The sequence below is a fragment of the Janthinobacterium sp. SUN120 genome, assembly GCF_030397735.1.
Classification (GTDB): domain Bacteria; phylum Pseudomonadota; class Gammaproteobacteria; order Burkholderiales; family Burkholderiaceae_D; genus Janthinobacterium; species Janthinobacterium kumbetense.
On record NZ_JAPUBW010000005.1, the window covers coordinates 313876 to 329460 of the forward strand.

A 15585-nucleotide genomic window follows, 5' to 3' on the forward strand; every position below is an offset into this window, starting at 1 on the left:
ATCATAATGGATAACACGCAGCCGGAAGTGGGTCGTACGCAAGATACGACGATCGCCATTCTGTCCCACGTTGGCGGCCTGTTCACCAGCTGGGTGGCGCCGCTGATCATTTATTTGATCAAGAAAGATGATGCGGATAAATTCTCGGCCGAGAACGCCCGCGAAGCGCTGAATTTCCAGATCACCCTGATCATCTGGTATTTCGCCTGTTTCATCCTGTCGTTCGTGCTGATCGGCCTGTTCCTGTTCTGGATCGTGGCGCTGGCCAACCTGGTGTGCTCGATCGTCGCGGCCGTCAAGGCCAGCAATGGCGTCACTTACCGCTATCCCTTGACCTTGCGCCTCGTCAAATAAGGCTGTGCCGGCCGCCGGGTGTCAGCCCGGGCGGCCGGGCAGCGCGAGGAATGCGGCAAAGCTGGGCGCCACCGCGGTGGTGGCGCCTGTTTCGTGCGACCACAGCACGACCACGGGTTCGCCCGATGGCCCCGTTTGCGCATAGTCAAAACAGTAGTAATCGCCCGTGCCGAACTGGGCGAAGGGCAGCAGGCTGCCGGCCTCGTCGCCTGTCCCCGCATTCTCCAGCCATTCCTGCCAGCCTTCGCGGTAATGGCGTGCTATCGATTCCCACGTCTTGCGCGCATTGGCCGCGTCGTAGACGGGAAACACGCTCAAGGCGCCCAGCGCGCGGCCATTGTTCTCCAATAACCATTGCACATGGGATGCGGGCAGCTGCCGCCCCAGCGCCTGTTCGGCGGCGGCGATCGCGTCAAGCGTGGTGCCGATGGACTTGTTCTTGCTCATGCTGCAGGAAGGCGCGCCGGCTCAGGCGGCGATAGGCGGCGGGGCTGGCGGCGTGCTGGCGCGCGGGGCTTTTTGCGGCGCGACCTTGCCGCCGTCGGCGATCCAGCGGCGGTACACGCGCAGGGCCACTTGCGCATCGTCGGCCGCATACAGGATCTGCTTTTCCGTCAGGTGCGACGTGGCCCAGTTGGTGGTGGAAATCTTTTTCGATTTCTGCAGGTGCAGGCCGAAGAACTTGGCCACGGCCGTCTTCGCGCCCAGGTCGTTGCGCTGGCCGCCGCGCAGGGCGACGGACAGGTCGAGCACCTGGGCCGGAGCGATGCCCAGCTTGTTGCGCAGGCGCTTGACGTCGTCGGACAGGCCGAAGCCCACCTTCAGGGTGGTGGTCGATTCGAGGATGGCCTTGAGTTCGGCCAGGGCAGGCGCCGGCGTGCTGCCCACCTGGAACAGGTAGGCGATGTCGTCGGTGGCCAGCTGGATCAGGTGCGGTCCCGTGGAGGATTCGCCCTTCACAAAAGTCGGCTTCGATTCCGTATCGAAGCCGATGGCGTCCGCTGCCAGCAGGGCGGCCATGGCCGCCTGTGCATCATCGCTGGTGCGTACCAGCTTGACGTGGTCGAGTGCAATGCCTTGATAGGGGGGCAGTGGCGGTGCGGCAGCTGTGTCCATGAAACCGGATCAGCCTTTGCGCGAGAATTTCGCGGTCAGCTGATTCAGTTTTTCCAGGCGCAAACGGTTCGCTTCTTCGGCGGCCGCGGCATCGCGCTCGGCTTTCTTGCGCTCGGCTTCCTTCTTGAAGCGTTGCTGCAATACTTGCGTGGCGTGGTCGCGGTGGGTTTGCGTCACTTCCGCGCCGGCGGTGCCGTCGAGGTCGTAGCGTACCTTGGCTTTTTCCATCACGCGCAGGTAGCGCAGCGAACCCGTGTGGATGCCCAGCGCCGTGCGCATCAGCTTGCGGTCCAGGTCCGGCAGGCGCGCGAGGATCTGCTTGTCGATACCGATCGACAAGGGCAGGCAATCGCGGAATGGCGGGAATTGCTCCTGGAACTGTTTCAGCAGCGCGCGCGCGGTCAGGCCGGCAGGCGCCGGCGTGGTCGCTGCGGCCGGTGCCGCCGCTGGGGCTGCATCGACTGGCGTGTCAGGAGTGGTGGCTTGCTGGTCTGGCGTGGAGCTGGTCATCGACATCATTGGTTGGGCTATAAAAGGGGAGCATAGCACGCGCCACAGGCAAGTGCATTGTCTTTTTTGGCAACTTGACCTGCGATATGCGGGTTCGCGCTACAGCCGGCACAGCGCGAAATACGGGAAATGTGTATAATGTCGGCTTGCGCTGATGACTGGACCCTGTTTTTGAAGGTCTGGCTCAGGTGTGCAGGGGATAGGAGCAGTGCGGCGCAGGGCCACCATTATTGATATTTTTGATATCGGTTATTCCACTTATCAATTATTCAGATAACGGGCCTTCGTGCATAATCTTGCTCTCCGCTGTGTCTTCACTGAACAACAATAGATTCAAGCCCGTTCTGGTACGGGCTTTTTTTCATTCCGCAATGTACATCGCTTATTTATCTGACCCGGCTTCGGCCCCGCGCTCCTCATGCCGGATGCGCGGGCTATGAACGTCACGATAGACAGGCGCCGCTGCCCTTGACGGCAGCCGCAACAATACGCTCCATCGAGTCCGGTTTCGCAGGCTTAGGTGGAATCATTCACTTCGCGCCGACACCATCTGGTCTCGCATTAAGAGATATCTCATGAAGAATACGCCAAAAACTTTAACGTTGTCCGCCAAGGCGCCACGCCCAGCCGCGGCACCGCTTGCCGTACCCAAAACGACTTTATCTTACTTCATCGATAATGCGCAAGCGAATCCGGAAGCCACCGTCACGACGGCGCCGACCGTCGTCACCGTGGTGAAGAAAAGCCGCTCGCGCCTGGCTGCCGTGCCGCCGGCCGAAACGGTAGCGGAAGCCGCTGTTGCCGCGCCCGTGGCCGACGCCGCCGAAGCCGTGGAAGCGGCGCCCGTCAAGACGCCGAGCGTCAAAGTGGCGCCAAGCGCCAAGGCGGCGCCTGCGCCGCGCAAGGTCAGCGAAAGCGCCGCCACGAACAAGGTGGTGACGGCAGCCCGTTCGAAAGTCGTGCGCGCCAAGCCTGAAGCGGCGCCCGTGACCATCATCACCGGCGCGCAAGTGGTCAGCAAGACCACGGACGCCGATGCCCTGGCCGCCATCGATACCTCGAATTACTTCTTGCCGACCGTCAAGGTGCCGGGCCGCCGTGGCCGCAAACCGAGCGAATTCACGCCGGAAAACGACGAAGTGGCAGCACTGAACGCCGTCGAGCGCGCCGAACTGAAGGCCGTCTCGAAAGCGCGCGACCGCAAGGCCAAGGGCGGCCTGGCCGATGCGCTGGGCGATCCGGAAGCATCGGCAGCGGACCTGGAACGCCGCCGCAAGCAGATCACGGGCTTGATCAACATGGGCAAGGAACGCGGTTTCCTCACCTATGCCGAGATCAATGACCAATTGCCGGAAAACATCATCGATCCGGAAGCGATCGAAGGCATCATCGCCACCTTCAACGACATGGGCATCGCCGTTTACGAGCGCGCCCCTGACGCGGAAAGCCTGTTGTTGACCGACAACGTCGCCACCGTCACCAGCGACGATGAAGTGGAAGCGGCTGCCGCGACGGCCCTGTCGACGGTCGACTCCGACTTCGGCCGCACCACCGACCCCGTGCGCATGTACATGCGTGAAATGGGCGCCGTGGCGCTGCTGACGCGCGAAGGCGAGATCGAGATCGCCAAGCGCATCGAAGGCGGCTTGAAGGACATGATCCAGGCGATTTCCGCCTGCCCGACCACCATCGGCGAAATCGTTGCGCTGTCGCAAAAAATCGCGCGCGACGAAATCAAGGTCGATGAAGTGGTCGACGGCTTTGTCGATTTGAACGAAAGCAATGCCCCGGCGCCTGCCGCTGCCGCCGCGCCCGCCGCCGCCAGCGGTGACGACGAGGAAGAGGAAGAAGAAGCCGAGGAAGAAGACGGCGACGCCAATGGCGGCGCGGCCGGTTTCTCCAGCGAGCAGTTGGCCCAGCTGAAAAAGAATGCGTTGGAGAAATTCAACGTCATTTCGACGCAGTACGACAAGATGCGCAAGGCGCCCGAGGGTTACAACTCGAAAGCCTACGTCAAGGCGCAGGAAGCCATTTCGCAGGAATTGCTGGGCATCCGCTTCACGGCCAAGGTCGTCGAAAAGCTGTGCGACACCCTGCGCGGCCAGATGGAAGAAGTGCGCCACATCGAGCGCGCCGTGCTGGAACTGTGCGTGAACAAATGCGGCATGCCGCGCGCCCACTTCATCAAGGTGTTCCCGGGCAATGAATGCGACCTGGAATGGGTCGACCGCGAAGTCGACTGCAAGTATCCATACAGCGCCATCCTCAGCCGCAACGTGCCTGCCGTCAAGGAACTGCAAAAGAAGATGATCGACCTGCAAGCCCGCGTGGCCCTGCCGCTGGCTGACTTGCGCAAGATCAACAAGCAGATGGCTGCCGGCGAAAAGCGCGCGCGTCACGCGAAACGCGAAATGACGGTCGCTAACTTGCGCCTGGTCATTTCGATCGCCAAGAAATACATCAACCGCGGCTTGCAATTCCTCGACCTGATCCAGGAAGGCAACATCGGTCTGCTGAAGGCTGTCGATAAATTCGAATATCGCCGCGGCTACAAGTTCTCGACCTACGCCACCTGGTGGATCCGCCAGGCCATCACGCGTTCGATCGCCGACATGGCCCGCACCATCCGCGTGCCGGTGCACATGATCGAAACGATCAACAAGATGAACCGCATCTCGCGCCAGATCATGCAGGAAACGGGCAGCGAGCCGGACCTGGCGACCCTGGCCGTCAAGATGGAAATGCCGGAAAACAAGGTGCGCGAGATCATGAAGATCGCGAAAGAGCCGATTTCCATGGAAACGCCGATGGGCGAAGATGGCGATTCGCAACTGGGCGACTTCATCGAAGACAACACGACCCTGGCGCCGCTGGACGCCGCGTTGCACGCGTCGATGCGCAACGTGATCAAGGAAGTGCTGGACTCGCTGACGCCGCGCGAAGCGAAAGTGCTGCGCATGCGTTACGGCGTGGAAATGTCGAACGACCACACGCTGGAAGAAGTGGGCAAGCAGTTCGACGTGACGCGCGAGCGCATCCGCCAGATCGAAGCGAAAGCCATGAGCAAGCTGCGCCAGCCTTCGCGTTCGGACAAGCTGAAAACCTTCTTGACGCAAAATTAAGTAGTCAGCAGGCAATAAAAAAGAGGCGCAAGCCTCTTTTTTTTTCGCCCGTGCCGTGCGCGGCCTTACAGGAAATGCATGCGCTGGCCCGACACGCCGGCGCGGTGACGGCGCTGCAGCTGGTACAGCGCCACGCCGCTGGCGGAGATGAGGAAGGTGACGACCAGCCATTCCAGCGGGTTGCGGCGCGGCGGCGGCGGCGACGCTTGCGACGGCACGGCGAAGGCCTGGAATTTATGCCCCGTGTAGATGGCGCCCACCACGAGCCCGGCGTCCGTGATCTTGTTCGTCAGGTACAGGCCATCGTCGCGGCGGCGCACCGTCATCACGCCTTCCTTGTAGACAAAGGTCATCGGTTCAAAGCCATTGATGCTGACGCTGCCGACGACGTGTCCGGCCGCGTTGACTGCCGTGGCGTAGCTGTCGCCCTGGCCGATCATGGCGCCCAGGTCGAGCATGCGCTTGCCGTCCCAGGCAAAGGCGTGCCAGCGGCGCTTCTCCGTTTCCGAAGCGCCCACGATCAGGCCTGCGTCATTGATGGCGGTAGCCGAGCTGATGCGTCCGCCGGGCAGGGTGCCGATTTCCTGCATGCCCGTGCCGGGGCGGTAGACGAAGGCGCGGCGGTAGCCATCGCCGCGCTGGGCCGTGCCCACCACCACGCCATGGTTGTTCAGGCCGCTGGCATAGCTGCTGGCGCCGCCCAGGGTGCCCAGGTCTTGCAGGCTGTGATCGGCTTTCGTGACAAAGGCGTGGAAATCGCCGTCGCTGGTATCGGCATAGCCGGCCACCTGGCCGTCGCGCGCGATGGCCGTGGCATAGCTGCTGGTGCCGCCCAGGGTACCCAGGTCGCGCATGCCGCCCGCCGCATCGTAGTGGAAGGCATGCCAGGCGCCGCCGGCCGTCTGTGCCGAACCGACCACCACGCCATGGGTATTGATGGCCTTGGTGAAACCTTCATTGCCGCCCAGTGTGCCCAGCTCGCGGATGCGGCCATGCTGATATGTGACGGCGCGGCGCCGTCCTTCTTCCTCCATGATGATGCCGGCCACCAGGCCCGCCGGGTTCAGGTCGGACGCGATGCTGCCGTTGCCATCCCTCTCGCCAAAGCCGCGTTCGGCATAGATGGCGGCGCTGGCGGTGGGGACGACGGTCAGCAGGCACAGACCGAGCAGTGAGGCATGGAAGCGTAAGAACCGTGGCTGCATGATGGTTTCCTCAAAGAAAAAAACTTACTATACTTTCTTATGTTGAAAATGCATACTTAATTTGCTACTGTTTTTGCTAATTTTTGTATTTCATCATGCTCGGCCGGCGCGCCTTTCCTCGCGTGCGGCAGGTGGATTGCCAGCACCGTGCCCCGCCCCTCCTGGCTGTCGATGCGCAGTTCGCCGCCCAGCGCATGGACACGTTCGCGGATGCTCTTCAGGCCGAAGGCCGCCTTCTTGCCGTGGGCGTCCGGCTGCATGCCGATGCCGTTGTCGCTGATGCGCAGCACGATGGCATCCGTATCTTGCGCCAGCGCCACTTCCACCTCGCTGGCCTGGGCGTGGCGCACGATGTTCGACAGCGATTCCTGCAGCACGCGGAAGATGGCCGACGTCTGGCGCTGGTCCAGGCCCAGGTCGGGCGCCTCGCTGTCGAGCGAGAGCTGGTAGCGGATGGCACCGCGGCTTTCCATCTGGCGTATCAGCCATTCGGCTGCCGGGCCCAGGCCCAGCTCCAGGGTGCTGGGATGCAAGTCATTGATGATGGTGCGCACCGAGCGGATGGTGGCGTCGATGGTGTCGAGCACGCGCTGGGCGTGGCGGTGCAGGCGCGGGTGGGTCCTGGCCGTGCGCGCGTGCAGCAGCGACACGTCGATGCGCAGCACCATCAGGTTCTGGCCCAGGTCGTCATGAATGTCGAGCGCGATGCGGCGCCTTTCCTCTTCCTTGATGGTCTGCTGGTGGTCGGTCAGTTCACGCAGCTGGGCCAGGGTGCGCTGCAGGTTCTCCTCGTTGCGCTTGCTTTCCGTGATGTCGATGCCCATGGCGATGATCATCTGCGGCCGGCCTTGCGCATCGAAGATGGGTTTTTTATGCGTCTGCAGCAGGCGGTTTTCCTGCAGCCGCGCATTCCACACGAGTTCTTCGCGGATCACCACCTGGCGGCTGGCAAACGCTTCCTGGTCCGCCGCGTGGAATGCCTGGGTCTGGTCCGAGGGAAAGTGCTGCACGTCGCGTCCCTCGGCGATATCCTGGAACAGCACGCCCCATTGCTGCTCGCAAGCCTGGTTCATCAGCAGCATGCGCGAATCGGCGTCTTTCAGGAACAGCGACAGGGGCATCATGGAAATGATGTCCTGCAGCCGTTCTTCGCTGCGCGCCAGGGCCGCTTCCGTTTGCGCCCGCATGGCGATTTCCGCGGACAGTTGGAGATTGACGTCGAGCAACTGGGCCGTGCGCAGGGCCACGCGGCTTTCCAGTTCCGCATGGGCGACGGTCAGTGCATGTTCGGCCCGCTTGTGTTCGGTGATGTCGCTGGCCATGACCAGCGCTCCCGTCAGGGTGCCGCGCTGGTCGTACAGGCGGCGTCCGCTGAGCATGGCCCAGCGTTCCGAGCCGTCGCCATGCTGGTAATGCAGTTCTCCCATGCAACTATCCGTCGCCGTCTGGCGCAGCGGACACAGGCGCAGCAAGGTGGCTTCGTCGTGGAATTCGTCCATCGAGTGGTCCAGCAGCTGTTCCGCGGGGACGCCCAGCATGTCGCACAGGCGCTGGTTGACGTGCAGGATGCGGCCGTGCGCATCCGTTTGCCACATGCCGTCCTGCGCCGTTTCGCTCAGGTGCTGGTAGCGCATCAGGCTATCGTCGAGCTGCGCGCGCGTCAGGGCCAGGTGGCTGCGCAGCTTGCGCATCAGCCAGAGGACGGCGACGGCGGCGGCCAGCAGCAGCAGGGCCAGCCAGACATGCTGCCAGAAATCGAGTTCTTGCCAGGCCGCGCCGGCGAACCAGCCCAGCATGATCAGGATGAGGGCGCCGCAAGCGCCACTCAGGGTTTCAATCGACCATTTGCTCATCCGCGTCCCTGGCGTCGTGGTTGGCCGCTGCCGTGCGCCTGGCGCCGGAGAGGGGAAGGTATCCGACGCTAGTGTAATACCAATTGTTGTTTTCTTGAGAATATTTTTCCATTGGGCAAGCAAAAGGGCCGGCCCTTGCGGTGCCGGCCCTGTTTGCCGATGGCAAGGCGGTGCGATCAGCCCGTGTTGCGCAGGCCGGCCGCCACGCCATTGATCGACAGCTGGATGCCGCGGTGCACCCTTTCGTCGATCCGGCTTTCCGCCGACAGGGCGCGGTTGCGCTTGATCAACTCCACCTGCAGGTGGTTCAGCGGGTCGAGATAGGCGAAGCGGTTCTGGATCGAACGGGCCAGCAGCGGATTGCCCGCCAGGCGTTCCGTGTTGCCGGTGATCAGCTCCAGGCAGCGCAGGGTGTTGCCGTGCTCGTCCGTGATGCGCTTGTAGATGCGTTCGCGCAAGCCCTGGTCCGCCACCAGTTCCGCATAGCGCGAGGCGATCGCCAGGTCCGTCTTGGCCAGCACCATGTCCATGTTCGACAGCAGGGTGGCGAAGAATGGCCATTCGGCGTACATGGCGCGCAGGGTGGCGATCCTGTCATCTTTCGCGGCGCCGTCGGCTTGATTGATCCACGTTTCGATGGCGCTGCCGAAGCCGAACCAGCCCGGCAGCAGCAAGCGGCACTGGCCCCAGGAAAAGCCCCAGGGAATGGCGCGCAAGTCTTCGATGCGCTGGTTGGCCTTGCGCGAAGCGGGGCGCGAACCGAGGTTCAGCTCGGCGATTTCCGCGATCGGCGTAGCCGAGAAGAAATACTCCGTAAAACCCGGCGTTTCATACACGAGGTGGCGGTAGGCGTGATAGGCGAGGTCCGACAGTTGCGCCATCACGGCTTCGAACTGCGCCAGCTGGCCGTTGCGGGCCGGATTGGCTTCCTGCGGCGCCAGGCTCGCTTCCAGGGTGGCGGCCACCAGCAATTCCAGGTTGCGCCGGCCGATTTCCGCGTTGGAAAACTTCGAGGCGATGATCTCGCCTTGCTCCGTCAGGCGGATCTGGCCGTTGACGGTGCCCGGCGGCTGGGCCAGGATGGCTTCGTAGCTGGGTCCGCCGCCACGGCCCACCGTGCCGCCGCGGCCATGGAACAGGCGCAGCTTGACGCCGGCCTTCTGGAAGTCGGCGACCAGCGCCAGTTCCGCCTTGTACAGTTCCCAGTTGGACGTGAGGAAGCCGCCATCCTTGTTCGAATCCGAATAACCGAGCATGACTTCCTGCAACTGTCCCTGCTTGGCGATCAATTGCTTGACCAAAGGCAAGGCCATGACCTGGCTCATGATGCCGGCCGCGCGCTGCAGGTCGGGTATCGTCTCGAACAGGGGGATGACCATCAGCTCGCAGATGCTGTCGCCAGTTTGCCAGTCGGTGCGCAGCAAGCCTGTTTCCTTTTGCAGCAGCAACACTTCCAGCAAGTCGGACACGGTTTCCGTGTGCGAGATGATGTAGTTGCGGATGGCTCGCGCGCCGTAGCGCTGGCGGATGTCGCGCGCCGCGCGCAGGATCGCCAGTTCGGAATCCGTTTCCGCCGCGTAGGCGATGTAGGGCGAGTACAGCAGGCGCGGCTGGGCCAGTTCGTTCAGCAGCAGCGCCTGCTTATCTTCCTCGGACAGGGCCGTGTAATCGGCGGCCACGCCGCTTTTCGCGAACAGGTCGGCCAGCACGCGCTCGTGCACGTCCGAGGTCTGGCGCATGTCCAGCGACGCCAGGTGGAAACCGAAGATGTCGGCCGCGCGCGCCAGGGTGGCCAGGCGCGGGCGCACGAGGGCGGCGCCGTGGTGCGACTCGAGCGAGGCGACGATGGTGCGCAAGTCGGCCACAAAGGCGGCCGCGTCCGGGTAGGCGGCCGCGGCGCCCACTTCCTTGCGCAGGATGTTGGTGGCGCCCAGGGCGCGGGCCGTGGCGGCCAGGCGCGCATAGATGCCGATCAGGGCGCGGCGGTACGGCTCGTCGCTGCGGTGCGGCGAGGCGTCCGGCGACTGGTCGGCCAGCGCCTGCAGTTCGGCGCTCACGCCCACCATCAGGGTCGAGACGGACAATTCCGCGCCCAGCGCGTGCGCTTCGTCGAGGTAAAAGTCGAGGATGGTGGTGGCGTGGCGCGCCAGCGCGTGCTGCATGGTGCCCGCGTTGACGTTCGGGTTGCCGTCGCGGTCGCCGCCGATCCAGCTGCCCATCTGCACGTAGGCGGCGTTGATGGGCTCGATCGTGCCGTCGCCGTTCGGGTATTCGGCGGCGATATCGTCCTCGATGTCGTCATACAGGCCCGGCAGTTCGCGCAGGAAGGTGATGCGGTAGTAGGACAGGGCGTTTTCGATCTCGTCGGCCACCGTCAGCTTCGAGTAGCGCAGCATGCGCGTCTGCCACAGGGTGGCCACGCGCGAGCGCAGCAGCTGCATGTTGGCGTGCCGCTCTTTCGGCGTCTGCGGCAGGTCGCGCTCGGCCAGCAGGCGGGCGATGTCGTGCTCGGCGTCGAGGATGCTCTTGCGCTGCACTTCCGTCGGGTGGGCCGTCAGCACGGGGGCGATCAAGGCGTCCTGGAAGAAGGTGTCGACCGTCTTGCGCGGCACGCCGGCCAGGCGCAGTTTTCTCAGCGCGAAGCTGACGCTGCCCTTTTGCGCCGGCGAGCCGGCCAGCAGGTGGGCGCGGCGGCGGCGGATGTGGTGTTGATCTTCCGCAATGTTGGCCAGGTGCGAAAAGTAGGAAAAGGCGCGCACGACGGAAATCGTCTGCTCGCGGCTCAGCTCCTTGAGCATGGCGTCGAGTTCCAGCGCGGCGCCCGCGTCCGCTTCGCGGCGGAAGCGCACGGACGTCTGGCGTATGGTTTCCACCACATTGAAGACGGCGTCGCCTTCCTGTTCGCGCAGCACGTCGCCCAGCAGGCGGCCCAGCAGGCGGATGTCTTCTTTCAGCGGCGCATCCTTGTCGGAGCCGGCCGCTGGAACTATTTCTGGTGCTACTGCGTCATTGAGCATAATAAAGAACCAAAGTAAGTGTAAAAGCAAGGGAATGTGGATCGCACCGGGCGTTTGGCCGCAGAGGGGAGGGGGCGCATGATAAAATTTGTGGTCTTCAACATGGACGCTAGCCTGACTTGGCCTTCTAGGCTAAGCGATAACGATTATAGCGACGCCAGGCGCCACCCGATACAAAATTGATATCAGACGGGCGAAATGGCAACGATAATGACAACGACAGCCACAGCGAAAGAACTTGTTTTGAAAGCATCCGAATTGACCCCGAACGAATTGAATATTCCTGCCCGCCTGGTGATCGCCACGCGCGAGAGCCGTCTTGCCATGTGGCAAGCTGAACACGTGCGCGCCCGCCTGGCCGCCCTGTATCCGCAGTGTAGCGTCGAAATTCTCGGCATGACCACACGCGGCGACCAGATTCTGGACCGCGCCTTGTCCAAGGTAGGCGGCAAGGGCCTGTTCGTCAAGGAGCTGGAAGTGGCGATGGAAGAAGGTCGCGCCGACCTGGCCGTGCATTCGCTGAAAGACGTGCCGATGGAGTTGCCGGAAGGCTTTGCCCTGGCCGCCATCCTCGAGCGCGAAGACCCGCGCGACGCGTTCGTGTCGAACGATTACGCCAGCCTGGCCGAGCTGCCGCACGGCGCCGTCGTCGGCACCAGCAGCCTGCGCCGCCAGTCGCTGATCGCCGCGCGCTATCCGCACCTGACGATTCTGCCCCTGCGCGGCAACCTCGATACGCGTTTGGGCAAGCTGGACCGTGGCGACTATGCGGCCATCATCCTGGCCGCCGCCGGCTTGAAACGCCTGGGCCTGGCGTCGCGCATCCGCGCCGTGCTGGCGCCGGAAGACAGCTTGCCGGCCGCCGGCCAGGGCGCCATGGCGATCGAGATCCGCAGCGGGCGCGCGGACGGCGCCGACCTGGTGCGCCTGCTGGCGCCGCTGAACCACACGGCCACGGCGCAAGCCGTCACGGCCGAGCGCAAGGTGTCGAAGATCTTCGGCGGCAGCTGCCAGATTCCGCTGGCCGCGTTCGCCACCGTCGAGGGCGGGCAGATGCGCTTGCGCGCCATGGTCGCCACGCCGGACGGCGCGCGCATGGCCAGCGCCGATGTTAGCGGTGCTGCCGGCGCGCCGGAACAGCTGGGCGAGCAAGTGGCCGAATTGCTGCGCGGGCAAGATGCCGCCGGCATCCTCGCCTCGTGCGCAGTCACGCCCGACAACCATGAAGGCCTGGCGCCGCATGCCTGACACCGTGGTGATCACGCGGCCCGCGGCGCAAGCGGGGCCGCTGGCCGCCCGTATCGCGGCGCTGGGCTGGCCCGTGACCCTGCTGCCGCTGCTGGAAATCCACGCGCTTGACGGCGCGGATGAATGCGCGCGGCTGCAAGCCGTGCTGGCCCGCCTGAGCGATTACGACCTGGTGGCGTTCGTCTCGCCCAACGCCATCGATTGCGTCTTCGCGCATCTGCCCGCCTGGCCCCCCGGCCTGGCGCTGGCCGTGGTGGGCGAGGGCAGCCGGATGGCCCTGGGCGCGCACGGCGTCACGGACGCCAACGCGACCATCACGAGTCCGCTGGACACGGCGCGCAGCGATTCCGAACATTTATTATTGGCGCTGGACTTGCCGGCCCTGCGCGGCAAGCGCGTGCTGATCGTGCGCGGCGATGGCGGACGCGATTACCTGGCCGACGGCTTGCGCGCTGCGGGAGCAACTGTCGAGTTCGTCACGGCCTACCGCCGCAAGGTACCAAGGTTGACGCCATCCTTGCGGGCGACCCTGGAAAACCTGTTGCAGCATAATAATGACTGGATCATCACCAGCTCGGAAGCGCTGCGCGGCTTGCTGGCGCTGCTGGGCGAAATGGATGCTGAAAAGGCAGCTGTTGTGAAAATGCAACAGCAGCATCTGATCGTGCCGCACGCCCGCATTGCACAAACGGCGGCGGCCCTGGGTTTTGCCCGAGTCACCTTGACAGGATCAGGCGACGCAGGAGTGCTCGCCGCGTTACAATCACGACCATGAACGAAATGCCTACACTCTCCGAACCGAATGCAACGCCTGGCAGCGCCGTGAAGACGGCGCCGCAGGCGGCCGACCAACCTGCCGGCCGCGCGCCGACCCTGCTGGAACAGCTGCAAAAGCCCATGAGCATCGCCGTCATCGTGCTGGCCGTGCTGCTGGCTGCGCAAAGCTGGTCGACCAGCAAGCAGATCCGCAACCTGCGCGAAGAAGTGGCCAAGCGCCTGCAAAAAGGCGATGTCAGCAACGCCGAAACGGGCGTGCTGGCGCGCAACGTGCAAGAAGGCACGAAAGAGCTGCAAATCAAGGTGGGCGCGCTGGAAAACCGCCAGAGCGAAACGCAAAGCCAGCAGCTTGCGCTGGAACAACTGTACAACGACTTGTCGAAGAACCGCGACGAGTGGGCGCTGACGGAAATCGAGCAAGTGCTGTCGACGGCCAGCCAGCAGCTGCAACTGGCCGGCAACGTGCCCGGCGCGCTGATCGCCCTGCAAAACGCGGACCGCAGCCTGTCGCGTTCCGACAAGCCGCAATTCATCACCATCCGCCGCGCCATCGGGCGCGACATGGAAAAATTGAAAGCCCTGCCCAGCGTCGATTCGACGGGCGTGGCCCTGCGCCTCGACGCCGTGATCGCCCAGGTCGACTCGCTGCCGATGCTGTCCGACGAAACGCCGGCCTTGCCGGCCGCGCCGGAAAAACCGGGTAAGGCCAAGCCCGTGCGCGATGCGAGCGGCAAGCTGATGGGGCCGCCTGCGCCGGAACCGCTGCTGCAGAAAGTGCGCGACGGCTTCAATACCTGGAGCGGCGACATGTGGGCCGACGTGCGTCAATTGATACGCATCCGCCGCGTCGATACGCCGGAAGCGCTGATGCTGTCGCCGACGCAATCGTATTTCTTGCGTGAAAACGTCAAGTTGCGCCTGCTCAATGCCCGCATGGCCTTGTTGTCGCGCAATGAAACGGCTTTCCGCAACGATTTGATCGCCGCACAGGATGCTCTGGCCAAGTATTTCGACACCCGCGCCAAGAGCACGCAGACGGCGCAAGCCCTGCTGCGCCAGGTGCAGGGCAGCAACCTGGCCATCGAAATGCCAACCTTGTCCGACAGCCTGACGGCTGTGCGCAACTACAAAGCGAAGTCCTGAGCCCATGCGTCTATTTCTCTGGTTACTCGCCCTGATGGCTGCGGCGATCGGTATCGCCGTGACGGCCCGTTTCAATCCCGGCAACGTGGTGCTGTTCTATCCGCCATACCGCATCGATTTGTCGCTGAATTTCTTCCTGTTGCTGCAGGTCGTGCTGTTCGTGCTGCTGTACCTGCTGGTGCGCGCCGTGCGCGCCACCGTGCGCATGCCGGCGCAAGTGGCGGCCTACCGCCAGCGCAAGCGTGAGCGCGACGGCAACAAGGGCTTGCGCGAAGCCTTGAAAGCCCTGTTCGAAGGCCGTTTCGGCCATGCCGAGAAGGCTGCCTTGCGCGCCGCCGAGCTGGAAGAGAACGCCGGCCTGGCCGCGCTGATCGGCGCGCGCGCCGCGCACCGCATGCGCCAGTCCGAACGCCGCGACAGCTGGCTGTCGCGCGTCGAAGGCGATGCCAGCCTGAAAACGGCCCGCTTGATGACGGTGACGGAATTGCTGGTCGACGACCACCAGCCGGAAGCGGCCCTGGCCGCCGTGCGCGAACTCAATGCCAGCGGCACGCGCCATATCCACGCGCTGCAATGGTCGCTGAAAGCCGAGCAGCAGGCGAAGAACTGGCCGGAAGTGCTGCGCCTCGTGCGTTCGCTCGACAAGCACCGCGCCCTGCATCCGGCCCTGTCGTCGCGCCTGCGCGAACTGGCCTACGACCATCTGCTGTCCGACCCCTCGCATGACGCCGAGTCGCTGATGCGCGTGTGGTCCACCGTGCCAAGCGCCGACCGGGTCAAGCCGTACATCGCCTGCCGCGCCGCCACGGCCCTGAATGCGCGCGGCCTGCACGATGAAGCGCGCCTCGTGTGCGAAGAGTCGCTGGCCGCCGACTGGGACGAGCGCGTCGTGCGCGCCTACCGCGAAGCGGCGGCGCCAAGCGGCACGCCGGCCCTGCTGCTGCAGATCGAACATTGCGAGCAATGGATGAAGCAGCGTCCGCTGGATGCGGAACTGGCGCTGACCCTGGGTACCTTGTGCCTCAAGCAAAAACTGTGGGGCAAGGCCCAGCGCCACCTGGAGCAGGCCTTGTCGGATGCCAACGAGCCGCAAATGGTGCGCGATGCCCACCTGAAGCTGGCGCAGATGCACGACGCCCTGCAGCAGACGGAACAGGCTGCCGCGCATTACCGGCAGTGCGCACTGGCTACCATCCTGTAAGCCGTTTTGTAAGCCAATTGTCCAGACGTAAAAAAGCCG

General features: G+C 64.1%; 12 protein-coding genes. 6 read left to right on the forward strand and 6 right to left on the reverse strand.

What is annotated here, in order from left to right; translation table 11 throughout:
- Positions 1 to 6 precede the first annotated feature (6 nt).
- Complete coding sequence (locus O0879_RS24170) at positions 7 to 354, forward strand: DUF4870 domain-containing protein (protein WP_034786172.1); 348 nt, start codon at positions 7 to 9, stop codon at positions 352 to 354.
- A gap of 21 nt (positions 355 to 375) precedes the next feature.
- Here O0879_RS24170 and O0879_RS24175 read toward each other — a convergent pair whose 3' ends face one another.
- From O0879_RS24175 to O0879_RS24185, 3 genes are read right to left on the reverse strand one after another with little or no spacing between them, the layout of a single operon-like run.
- Complete coding sequence (locus O0879_RS24175) at positions 376 to 801, reverse strand: SMI1/KNR4 family protein (protein ID WP_289919183.1); 426 nt, start codon at positions 799 to 801, stop codon at positions 376 to 378.
- Between the two features lie 21 nt (positions 802 to 822).
- Positions 823 to 1470, reverse strand: coding sequence for a 3'-5' exonuclease (locus O0879_RS24180; RefSeq protein ID WP_289919184.1), 648 nt, complete (start codon positions 1468 to 1470; stop codon positions 823 to 825).
- A gap of 9 nt (positions 1471 to 1479) precedes the next feature.
- Positions 1480 to 1989, reverse strand: a complete 510-nt coding sequence (locus O0879_RS24185; protein WP_034758713.1) for a ProQ/FINO family protein — start codon at positions 1987 to 1989, stop codon at positions 1480 to 1482.
- A gap of 566 nt (positions 1990 to 2555) precedes the next feature.
- Between O0879_RS24185 and rpoD the strand changes: the two genes are divergently transcribed.
- A complete protein-coding gene (gene rpoD, locus O0879_RS24190; protein WP_289899202.1) occupies positions 2556 to 5102 on the forward strand; it encodes an RNA polymerase sigma factor RpoD in 2547 nt (848 codons plus the stop codon).
- Positions 5103 to 5167: 65 nt separating this feature from the next.
- Here rpoD and O0879_RS24195 read toward each other — a convergent pair whose 3' ends face one another.
- The 3 genes from O0879_RS24195 to ppc all read right to left on the reverse strand — a co-directional run bounded on the left by O0879_RS24195 (position 5168) and on the right by ppc (position 11177).
- On the reverse strand, positions 5168 to 6307 hold the full coding sequence (locus tag O0879_RS24195; RefSeq protein ID WP_289919186.1) for an HAF repeat-containing protein: 1140 nt from the start codon (positions 6305 to 6307) through the stop codon (positions 5168 to 5170).
- 56 nt (positions 6308 to 6363) lie between these two features.
- Complete coding sequence (locus tag O0879_RS24200) at positions 6364 to 8160, reverse strand: PAS domain S-box protein (RefSeq protein ID WP_289919187.1); 1797 nt, start codon at positions 8158 to 8160, stop codon at positions 6364 to 6366.
- 176 nt (positions 8161 to 8336) lie between these two features.
- Positions 8337 to 11177, reverse strand: a complete 2841-nt coding sequence (gene ppc / locus O0879_RS24205) for a phosphoenolpyruvate carboxylase (RefSeq protein ID WP_289919188.1) — start codon at positions 11175 to 11177, stop codon at positions 8337 to 8339.
- A 243-nt stretch (positions 11178 to 11420) separates the two neighbouring features.
- On the opposite strand from ppc, the gene hemC reads away from it, so the two are divergent.
- Genes hemC through O0879_RS24225 form a run of 4 tightly spaced genes read left to right on the forward strand, consistent with a single transcriptional unit; the run spans position 11421 to position 15546 of the window.
- Positions 11421 to 12425, forward strand: coding sequence for a hydroxymethylbilane synthase (gene hemC, locus O0879_RS24210; RefSeq protein WP_099664820.1), 1005 nt, complete (start codon positions 11421 to 11423; stop codon positions 12423 to 12425).
- Positions 12418 to 13200: a uroporphyrinogen-III synthase gene (locus O0879_RS24215; RefSeq protein ID WP_289919189.1), complete on the forward strand. Its 783-nt coding sequence runs from the start codon at positions 12418 to 12420 to the stop codon at positions 13198 to 13200. Before hemC ends, O0879_RS24215 begins: the two co-directional genes overlap by 8 nt.
- A complete protein-coding gene (locus O0879_RS24220) occupies positions 13197 to 14345 on the forward strand; it encodes a uroporphyrinogen-III C-methyltransferase (protein ID WP_077401782.1) in 1149 nt (382 codons plus the stop codon). Before O0879_RS24215 ends, O0879_RS24220 begins: the two co-directional genes overlap by 4 nt.
- Positions 14346 to 14349: 4 nt before the next feature.
- A complete protein-coding gene (locus O0879_RS24225; protein WP_071653290.1) occupies positions 14350 to 15546 on the forward strand; it encodes a heme biosynthesis protein HemY in 1197 nt (398 codons plus the stop codon).
- Positions 15547 to 15585 lie beyond the last annotated feature (39 nt).